This window comes from Dethiosulfovibrio peptidovorans (assembly GCA_002748665.1).
Lineage (GTDB): Bacteria > Synergistota > Synergistia > Synergistales > Dethiosulfovibrionaceae > Dethiosulfovibrio > Dethiosulfovibrio peptidovorans_A.
Genome location: PDTB01000024.1, coordinates 1 through 9,886, shown reverse-complemented (window position 1 = coordinate 9,886; position 9,886 = coordinate 1). Strand labels below are relative to the sequence as shown.

General features: G+C 55.1%; 8 protein-coding genes. All 8 read left to right on the top strand.

The window, feature by feature from the left end; genetic code table 11:
* Nucleotides 1-39: 39 nt before the first annotated feature.
* The gene (locus CSA35_07180; GenBank protein PIE54220.1) at nucleotides 40-1,980 is read left to right on the top strand and encodes a methionine--tRNA ligase; all 1,941 of its coding nucleotides are present in this window, start codon (nucleotides 40-42) and stop codon (nucleotides 1,978-1,980) included.
* 74 nt (nucleotides 1,981-2,054) lie between these two features.
* Complete coding sequence (locus tag CSA35_07175; protein ID PIE54169.1) at nucleotides 2,055-2,840, top strand: hydrolase TatD; 786 nt, start codon at nucleotides 2,055-2,057, stop codon at nucleotides 2,838-2,840.
* Nucleotides 2,840-3,955: a tRNA guanosine(34) transglycosylase Tgt gene (locus CSA35_07170; GenBank protein ID PIE54168.1), complete on the top strand. Its 1,116-nt coding sequence runs from the start codon at nucleotides 2,840-2,842 to the stop codon at nucleotides 3,953-3,955. The genes CSA35_07175 and CSA35_07170 overlap by 1 nt, the downstream gene beginning before the upstream one ends.
* Nucleotides 3,955-4,938: a threonylcarbamoyl-AMP synthase gene (locus CSA35_07165; GenBank protein PIE54167.1), complete on the top strand. Its 984-nt coding sequence runs from the start codon at nucleotides 3,955-3,957 to the stop codon at nucleotides 4,936-4,938. Before CSA35_07170 ends, CSA35_07165 begins: the two co-directional genes overlap by 1 nt.
* Nucleotides 4,939-4,987: 49 nt before the next feature.
* A complete protein-coding gene (locus CSA35_07160) occupies nucleotides 4,988-5,422 on the top strand; it encodes a transcriptional regulator (protein PIE54166.1) in 435 nt (144 codons plus the stop codon).
* A 160-nt stretch (nucleotides 5,423-5,582) separates the two neighbouring features.
* Complete coding sequence (gene rny, locus CSA35_07155; GenBank protein ID PIE54165.1) at nucleotides 5,583-7,121, top strand: ribonuclease Y; 1,539 nt, start codon at nucleotides 5,583-5,585, stop codon at nucleotides 7,119-7,121.
* A 4-nt stretch (nucleotides 7,122-7,125) separates the two neighbouring features.
* A complete protein-coding gene (locus CSA35_07150) occupies nucleotides 7,126-7,911 on the top strand; it encodes a TIGR00282 family metallophosphoesterase (GenBank protein PIE54164.1) in 786 nt (261 codons plus the stop codon).
* A gap of 703 nt (nucleotides 7,912-8,614) precedes the next feature.
* Nucleotides 8,615-9,886: hypothetical protein (locus tag CSA35_07145; GenBank protein ID PIE54163.1), on the top strand; the 1,272-nt coding region annotated here is incomplete at its 3' end.

Sequence of the window (9,886 nt, the reverse complement as noted above, 5' to 3'; positions counted from 1 at the left end):
GATGCTCAGGACTGGAAGTTTTTTTGGGAGGTTGAACCTATGGCAGAAAAAAAGAGTTTTTACATCACGACCCCGATCTATTATGTTAACGATGTCCCCCATATCGGCCATGCGTACACAACTATCGGAGCGGATGTTATGGCCCGATACAAGAGGATGACCGGTCACGACGTGTTTTTTCTGACCGGGACGGACGAACACGGTCAGAAAATCTACGAGAGCGCTCAGAGCAAGGGGATGACCGCTCAGGAATTGACCGACGCCATGGCGGAAAACTTCAAGAGGCTGCTTCCGGTCCTGAACATATCCAACGACGACTTTATCCGTACCACGGAGAAACGTCACGAGACGGCGGTCCAGTCCATCTTCAAGATCCTTATGGATCAGGGAGATATCTACAAGGGAACCTACAAGGGGCTGTACTGTGTGCCCTGTGAGACGTACGTCCCAGAGAGCAGCGTGGGAGAGGCCAATACGTGTCCTGATTGCGGGCGTCCTCTGGTGGAGATGGAGGAGGAAAGCTACTTCTTCCGCACCTCTGAATATGCCGATCAGCTCCTGGCGTTCTACGAGGACAACCTGAAGGCCATCATGCCCAAGAGCCGATACAACGAGATTGTCAGCTTCATCAAGAGCGGCCTGAGAGATCAGTCTGTTTCCCGTACCACAATATCCTGGGGGATCCCCGTTCCTGGGGACGAAAAACACGTCATCTACGTCTGGTTTGACGCTCTCATCAATTATCTGACGGCCTGCGGCTACGGTGTGGACCAGAAAAAAATGGAGGAGTACTGGCCCTCGGTGCATCACCTTATGGCCAAAGATATCATTCGATTTCATTGTGTTATATGGCCCATCATGCTTATAGCCCTGGGACTCAATCCGCCGGTCAGGGTATTCTCCCATGGTTGGTGGACCATGGAGGGGGAGAAAATGTCCAAGTCCAAGGGCAACGTAGTAGACCCCTTTCAGATGGTGGAGCTCTACGGTGTCGATGCCTTTCGGTATTTTCTTCTTCGGCAGGTTCCCTTTGGGACGGACGGTGATTTCTCCGAGGCAGCCATGGTTCAGAGGATAAATTCGGATCTGGCAAACGACCTGGGGAACCTTCTGAGTCGAACCGTCTCGATGATCGTCAAATACAGAGGTGGCATCGTACCCATCCCCGAGGGTCTCTCTCAGGTGGATCTGAACCTCTCTGAGATTGCTCGTGAGTCGGTGAACCGCTATGGGGAGGCCATGGATGATTACGGGTTTGACGAGGCCTTAAAAGCTGTGTGGTCTTTGGTGGGGCGAGCCAATAAATATATCGATGAGACTATGCCCTGGAAGCTGGGAGCCGACGGTGACGTGCATCGGCTGGATGCGGTGCTTTGGGGGTTAGTGGAGAGCCTGAAGGTCGTCTCCATGATGGTCTCTCCCTTCATGCCGGAGACGGCAGAGATTATCTGGTCCCAGCTGGGCTTCTGCGGTGAGCCAGCTACACTTCAGTGGTCACACTACAAATGGGGCGAGCCCACTACAAAAAACTTGACGGTTCGTAAGGGACCGGCTCTCTTCCCCCGGATTGACATGGAGGCCTGGCAGGAAGAGAAGAAAAAACGGGATCAGGCCAAAAAAGGCCTGGCGGTCGACCCGGGGCAGCACGAGGATGAGATCTCCATCGACGACGTGACCAGGGTGGAGCTCCGAGTGGCCAAGATCCTTTCTGTGGAGGATGTCCCCAAAGCCAGAAAACTGTATAAGCTGGAAATCGACTTGGGCTACGAGAGACGGACCATCGTTTCGGGGCTCAAGGAGCAGTTTACCCCCGAGCAGCTTCTGGATCGAAAGATCATCGTGGTGGTTAACCTGAAACCGGCTAAACTCTGTGGAGTTCAGAGTAACGGAATGCTCTTAGCGGCCTCCCTGCCCGGCTATGATGGACTCTCCCTTCTGGGCCCCATTGAGGATATCCCCTTAGGGAGCCGGGTTCATTGATCCACGACAAATGAGTGGAACAGGACAGGCCCGCTTTTAGCGGGCCTGTTACACGATAAGGGGAGGATCTCGTAATGACAGCGTACATTGATGGACATTGTCATCTCAACTCGGAGGAGTTTGAAACTGACCTGCTTCTTCATCTGGATCGGGCCAGGGCGGCTGGTGTGGGACGGATGTTGGTGGTGGGAACCGACGAAGCCAGCAGCTGGAAAGCTCTGGAGATGGCCCGAACTTACGGAGAGCGAGGGGTATGGGCTGCTGTTGGTGTTCATCCTCATGATGCTCTGTCAGTGGCCCAGGGTCTTCCCAGGTCCCTTTGGGATTTGGCCTCCTGCTCAGATGTCTGTGCCGTAGGGGAGATCGGGCTAGACTATCATTACGAGTACTCGCCCCGGTCGATTCAGCGAGAGGTCCTGATCGAGCAACTTGAGTGGGCTCGGGAGGTGGACCGTCCTGTGGTCTTCCACGTCAGGGAGGCCTTCGACGATTTTTTCGCTATTCTGAGAGATAATCCTGTTTCCCGAGCCGGTGGCGTCGTTCACTGCTTTACCGGGACCTGGACCCAGGCTAAGGCATGCCTGGACCTGGGGCTCTACTTGGGATTTGGGGGTATGATCACGTTCAAGAAAGCCGACAACTTGCGGTCCTGTCTGGCTGGCGCCCCCCTGGATCGGATCATTCTGGAGACGGACTCTCCCTGGCTGGCTCCGGTCCCTTATAGGGGTAAGCTCAACACCCCGGCGTTCATGCCCTTGATCTATGGCGCTGCTGCTCAGGTTACGGGACATTCGGAAGAAACCGTTGTGAGGGCCGTATGGGATAACGCCATGGACCTGTACGGGTGGGGAACTCGGTGATGTTCGAATTTCGAATCCTGGGGATCTGTCCCGAGACTGGGGCACGGGCCGGAGAACTCATTACCCCTCACGGTGTTATACCTACGCCGGTCTTCATGCCGGTAGGAACCCGGGCCACAGTGAAAGCCATGTCCCCCCGGGAGATGCTGGAGATCGGCACGTCCATTCTGTTGTCCAACACGTATCACCTGTACCTCCGTCCGGGAGTGGACCTCATCCGAAAAGCCGGCGGACTCCACAGGTTTATGAATTGGGACGGTCCTATCCTTACCGACAGCGGTGGTTTTCAGGTTTTCTCTCTCTCGGGGATCAACCGGGTTCTGGACGAGGGCGTGGAGTTTGCATCCCATCTGGATGGGAGTCGTCACCTCATGACCCCCGAACTGGCTACGTCGGTTCAAGAAGGGTTGGGGAGCGATATCGCCATGTGCTTCGATCAGTGTGTCGAGCTTCCCTGTGCTAAGGACGAGGCCAGACAGAGCGTTGAGCGAACCCTTCGATGGGCACGGCAGTCACAGGAGGCCCATACAAGGGAGGACCAGGCTCTGTTCGGCATCGTTCAGGGGGCGCTTTTCGATGATCTCCGGAGTTTCTGTGCCCAGGAGCTCATACAAATGAAATTCCCTGGGTATGCCATCGGGGGACTGTCTGTGGGGGAGAGTCATGACGAGATGTATCGTATCCTGGATCTTCTCAACCCGGTCTTGCCCCAGGATAAACCTCGATACCTCATGGGTGTGGGGTATCCCACCAACCTCGTCGAGGGCGTGGCCCGTGGAGTGGACATGTTTGACTGCGTCTTGCCTACCAGGAACGGTCGAAATGGGACGATATTGACGTCTCAGGGACGGTATAACATAAAACACGGACGCTTTACCGAGGATTGGGGGCCTCTGGATCCTCACTGTGACTGCTACGCCTGTCGGGAATTCTCCCGGGCGTACATCCGGCACCTGTACCGGTCAGGCGAAATTCTCGGAGCCCGGCTATGCAGCTGGCACAACCTGCGGTATCTCATAAGGCTTGTGAAGGGTGCCCGGGAGGCTATTCTAAACGGGACTTTTCCGCTCTATCGGGCGTCCTTTCACCGTCTTTTCGAGGGAGGCGAGTCCTGATGATCATCTCAACGGTGGATCGATGGAACCCGGACGAGACTGTGATTCACCGGGCGTCCCAAATCCTGGGCTCAGGAGGGCTGGTGGCATTTCCGACCGAGACTGTCTATGGATTGGGTGCCAACGGTTTGGACGGCTCAGCGGTCTCATCCATCTTTCGAGCTAAAGGCCGTCCCTCAGATAATCCCTTGATCCTCCACGTGGGACTCCCTGACGCTGTCTCCTTAGTGGCTGAGGTGAACCGACGCGCCAGGGTGGTGATGGACACCCTATGGCCCGGTCCTCTGACTCTTGTCCTTCCGGCTCGACCATCGGTCCCATCCGAAGTTACCGCTGGTCTGTTCACCGTGGCTGTCCGTATGCCGTCTCATCCTGTGGCCTTGGCGTTGCTTCAAGACTGCTCTTTTCCCGTCGCTGCTCCCAGTGCCAACTCAAGCGGTCGTCCGAGCCCGACCGACGCGGATGCTGTCTTGACGGACCTGGGACAATCGGTGGATCTCATCGTGGATGGCGGTTCGACGGATCTGGGGGTGGAGTCCACTGTTTTGGATATGACGGGCCAGCTTCCCGTTCTTCTTCGGCCTGGGGGAATGCCCTTGGAACTCCTTCGGGACGTGGTCGGTCAGGTTCTTTTGCCCCAGGGAGCCATGGAGTTACGCCGATCTCCCGGAACGAGATACCGTCACTACGCACCTGTGGTGCCTCTTCTTCTTTGGATTCCCGATGAACCTTTTCCCGCCAGAGAGGGGATTGGGGCCTACATGGGAATGGTTCCGCCACCTGTGGTGGTTTTTCGATCTCTGGTGTTTGACTCTGTGTCGGCGTACGCTCGGGGGCTTTTCGCCGCTATGAGAGATCTGGAACGGGAGCCTGTGGAGTTCATCGTGGCTCAGCTTCCGTCGTTTGAGGGGATCGGATATGCTGTTCGAGATCGATTGTGTCGTGCGGCCGGATCTGCGGTATGCAGCAAAAAGGAAGGATAGTTGACAAGATCAATTTATTGTATAATTTTTTTCTAAGGAGGTGATGTTCTTGAAATTGTCCACAAAAACCCGATATGGACTGAGGGCTCTGATCCAGTTAGCTCGGAACTATAATGGCAATCGGCCTGTAACAATCAGCCAGGTCGCCAACTCTGAGGCCCTTCCCGAGAACTACCTGGAGCAGCTCTTCTCCAAGCTTCGCCGGGCCGAACTGGTCTCGAGCGTTCGAGGTGCCCATGGGGGGTATTTCCTGAGCCGACATCCCAGAGACATCGTCGTTTCAGATATCATAGGGGCTTTGGAGGGAACGATCCACCTGGCAGATTGCGTCGATTACGGCGAGTGTAAAAGGGACAGTTATTGTCCTGCGAGGATTCTTTGGGAAAAACTCAGTCGAAGTATTGACTCCCTCACATCTCAGATGACACTTCAGGACGTTATCGACGAGTACGATCAGCGACGATGCGAGTTGGAGTTACCTTAGTCGTAAACGATAAACGAATAGTTCTTGACGGGGAGGAAGGTTCTCAGAAATCTTCCTCCCCGTCTCTGTTTTGTCTGGCTTGGGGACTTGTTGGGCTTTTATGGAACCTGTACAATAGGGAACATCGTTGTCACATAATAAAAGGAGTTGAGATCTGTCTATGGATTTTACGACGATTCTCGGGGTCCTGGCGGGGCTGGCTATCGGTTCTGTCGGTGGTCTCCTCGTTTCCAGATCTCTCGGAGGGCAACATCTCGCCAACGCCAGAAAGACCGCGGAGGACATCATACAGAAGGCGAGTTCGGAGGGAGATCATCTCAAGAGGGAAATGATTTCTGAGGTTAAGGAAGAGCTTTTCCAGATGAAACAAGGGGTTGAGGTCGAGGTCAAGGAACGTCGGGTCGAGCTTCAGAGGACTGAACGCCGTCTCGAGCAGAAAGAGGAAAACCTGGAACGGAAGTTGGATAAGATCGCTCGTCGAGAGGAAGACCTCAAAGAGAAGCTCGAATCGGCTGATCGACGCCTCCAGGAAGCGGATACGTTGAAGCAAGAGCAGATCCTTCGTCTTGAGGAAGTAGCCCAGCTCTCTCGGGACGATGCTCGGGACATCCTCATGAAGGGAGTGGAGGAGGACGCTCAACACTCTTTAGGCATGCTGGTGAAGGATCTGGAGGAGAAGGCCCGCCGAGAGGCGGCACGAAGGGCCAGGGAGATCGTGGTGACGGCTGTGCAGCGTTGTGCTGTGGAGTCGTGTTCCGACGTAGCCGTGAGTGTGGTCAACCTCCCGTCTGATGAGATGAAGGGGCGAATTATAGGGCGTGAAGGCCGAAATATTCGGGCTTTTGAGACGGAAACAGGCGTCGATCTCATCGTGGATGACACGCCTGAAGCTGTAACCTTAAGTTGTTTTGATCCCATCCGAAGAGAGGTGGCTCGTCGAGCTCTGGAGCGTCTTGTTACGGACGGGCGAATCCATCCGGCTCGGATCGAGGAACTGATTCAGAAAGCCACAGTCGAAGTTGAAGAGTCGGTCGTAGAGGCCGGTGAGCAATGCCTTTTAGATTTGGGGATCAAACACATGCACAGCGAGCTGGTTCGTCTGGTGGGAACGCTGCGATATCGGTTCAGCTACGGACAGAATGCTCTCAAGCATAGTATGGAGGTCGCCCATATCTCGGGAATCATCGCCGCTGAGGTTGGGGCCGACGAGGAGATGGCCCGGCGGGCTGGGCTGCTCCACGACATAGGCAAGGCGGTAGACCACAAGATCGAGGGGCCCCACGCCATCATCGGTGCCGACTTGACCAAGAGATACAACGAGCCTCCAGAGATCGTCAACGCCGTGGGCTCTCACCACGAGGATATGGAGGTCCAGACGGTCTACGACGTCATCGTGGCAGCAGCAGATGCTATCAGTGCTGCCCGTCCCGGAGCTCGTCGGGAGAGTCTGGATGCGTATGTGAAGAGGCTCGAGAAACTTGAAAGTCTGGCCCAGTCCTTTAAGGGAGTCAGCAAGGCATACGCTATTCAGGCTGGTCGTGAGGTCCGAGTCATGGTGGCTCCTAATCTCTCTGACGAGGGCGTTATCGCCAAGCTTGCCTATGACGTGGCCAAGAAGATCGAGGAGGATATGAAATACCCCGGTCAGATCAAGGTCACCGCCATCAAGGAATTCAGGGCGGTGGAATACGCTAAGTAGGGCCATGAGAGTACTGTTCATCGGTGACATGGTGGGAAAGCCGGGCAGAGCTATGGTTGCTCAGGCTTTGCCTGAGTTGCGCCGTGAGCTTGGGCCTTTTGATTTCGTTTTGGCCAACGGTGAGAACGCCGCTGCCGGTCGGGGGCTCACGAAAAAAGTCATGGACGAGCTGTTTCGGATGGGAATCGATGGACTGACGTCGGGAAATCACATCTGGGACAAGCGGGAGTTCTATGAGATCCTGGACCAGGAAGAGCGGGTAGTTCGTCCGGCCAACTACCCCGAAGGCTGCCCTGGCCGGGGGGGAATGATCCTTCGTAAAGGAGAGCACTCTCTGGCTGTGTTGAACCTTCAGGGGCGGGTCTTTATGCCGGTTATCGACTGTCCTTTTCGTTGCGTTGACAGGCTTTTGGAGAGTGTGGAGGATCATCCGATCCTGGTGGATTTTCACGCTGAGGCCACGTCGGAGAAACGGGTTCTGGCTGCCTATCTGGACGGTCGGATCTCGGCTTTTTTAGGTACCCATACCCACGTCCAGACCGCCGACGAGGAAGTGCTTCCCGGCGGGACCGCCTATATCTCAGACGTGGGGATGACCGGCGCCTTCACCAGTGCCATCGGCATGACCCTGGACAGCGTCATGCCCCGATTCCTGACAGGACTTCCCTCACGATTTGAGGTGGCGACAGAGGATGTTCGCCTTAACGCGGTGGTCATTGATATCGATGAATCAACCGGGGTTGCCCTGGATATCCGTCGGGTTCTCGCTCGAGACGGCCAGTGGGGTTGACGTTTTGTATGCACTCTTTTGTCTCACTTGTTTGAGGCTGTATGTCGTACTCTCGTAGATATCAACAAGAGGGCTCCATAGCCATTCATGATGAACTGAGCGGTTTTTTTAAAGTCTCATGCCCTTGAGTTTTTCAGCCACGACTTTCATCTTTTATCAGGTTTCTCTGAGCATCAGGCTTTTTTCTCGATCTCTGAGTTTCGGTCCCTTCTCCGTCCTTTGACGCACACGATGGGATCTCACTTTGCGTCTGAACGCTTTGCTTGCTTCTGATCCCCTCGACACTCCAACGGCTCATATCGATGCCCTCGAAATCCTTCAATCTGTCATTGAGATGCGAGACGATGAAACGTGATATTTTTCACGGCCTAGGTCGCTCATCTTCTCCTATATCTGCGCTTCCGAGTCGTTCGTTTTGAAAGCCTCTCCTGGTTGTCCTGAATGAATCGTCGTTATTCGCCCTTGATCTGCGTGTTATTGCCCGAGTTTGCTCATCAGTGTACTCATATCTCTCTTTCGACAGAGATCCAAGAACTCTCTCCCTTCCTTAATTGGTGATGTACTTCGTTGACCAGGACCTCCATGAGCCTGATATGCCTTGGTCGCTTCTACGATTCTCTCCCTATCCCCATTGTTGGTGCTATACTAAAATATATTGCTTGTTGTGTGTTTTTTGATAGAACTCACGAAAGGAGAGATCCATATGTGTGAGAACAGATGTGCACGAAGATGGGCGGCAGCGGGAACGCTGGTCATCCTTATAACGCTTCTGACGAGCTGCGCCTGGGCGGTGACGGTCCTGCGTGTCGACGCTACAAGCGTTGGTGGTGACGGTTTGAGCTGGGCTGCGGCTTTGGACGAACCTCAGTTTCGTGATGCTCTGAGAGCCGTCACCCCTGCGAGCGGCGAGGTGGAGTTCTGGGTGAAGGCGGGCGTCTACCGTCCCGGGAGCAGCAACACCGATTCCTTCGTGTTGTCGAACGACGTGGCGCTCTACGGGGGGTTCGCAGGAGGCGAGACAACCCTGGGAGAGCGGGACGTATCAGCTAACGTCACGGTCCTCACGGGAGACATCGATAATAACGATGCCAATAAGGTGAACGGAGCAACTGTGTCGGCGGATAATATCGTGGGAACGAACAGCTTCCATGTGGTGACCTCCATCAGTTGTGACATCACGGCGATTTTGGACGGATTTACCGTCTGTGGAGGTTCCGGAGTTGCTGGTGGCGGGATGGTCAACAGCCGTGACAGCAAGCCCAGCGTGAGAAACTGCATCTTCGTGGGGAACGCAGCGTTCGCTGGTGGTGGTATGGCCAACGTCAGCAACAGCACCCCCAGTCTGAGCAACTGCACCTTCTCTGGGAACATGGCAATTGGCGGCGGCGGGATAGCCAACCTCAACAGCAGCAGCCCCAGAGTGACGAACTGCACCTTCTCGAGGAACACGGCAATAGTTGGTGGCGGGATGGTGAACGCTGAACAGAGCAGCCCCAGCGTGAGCAACTGCACCTTCTCGAGGAACGTGGTGGGAGATTCGGGTGGCGGGATGCTAAACGTATTGTACAGCCACCCTGTCGTGACGAACTGCACCTTCTCGAGGAACGAGGGAGGGCAGGGTGGCGGGATGATAAACGGATTGTACAGCCACCCTGTCGTGACGAACTGCACCTTCTGGGGGAACGTGGCAACAGCGATTGACAGTGGCGGTGGGATGGCCAATATCATACACGCTAACCCCACCGTGACGAACTGCATCTTCTGGGATAGCATGAATGGGGATTTTTTTAACAAGGATGGTAGTACTCCCAAAGTGACCTACTCCATAGTGGAGGATATCTCCTCTCCAGACCTGTATGTCATCTCAGAGAACCCGTTCCTGAGTTCCCTGGCCGATAACGGCGGCTTCACGTGGACCATGGCGATAGATGAGAACAGTCCAGCGAGAGACGCCGGGACGGTGAGCAGCGATATA

What these genes read in the sequence shown, in the direction of transcription:
- CSA35_07180 (PIE54220.1), top strand. Translation starts at nt 40, where the DNA reads ATGGCAGAAAAAAAGAGTTTTTACATCACGACCCCGATCTATTATGTT.
- CSA35_07175 (PIE54169.1), top strand. Translation starts at nt 2,055, where the DNA reads ATGACAGCGTACATTGATGGACATTGTCATCTCAACTCGGAGGAGTTT.
- CSA35_07170 (PIE54168.1), top strand. Translation starts at nt 2,840, where the DNA reads ATGTTCGAATTTCGAATCCTGGGGATCTGTCCCGAGACTGGGGCACGG.
- CSA35_07165 (PIE54167.1), top strand. Translation starts at nt 3,955, where the DNA reads ATGATCATCTCAACGGTGGATCGATGGAACCCGGACGAGACTGTGATT.
- rny (PIE54165.1), top strand. Translation starts at nt 5,583, where the DNA reads ATGGATTTTACGACGATTCTCGGGGTCCTGGCGGGGCTGGCTATCGGT.
- CSA35_07150 (PIE54164.1), top strand. Translation starts at nt 7,126, where the DNA reads ATGAGAGTACTGTTCATCGGTGACATGGTGGGAAAGCCGGGCAGAGCT.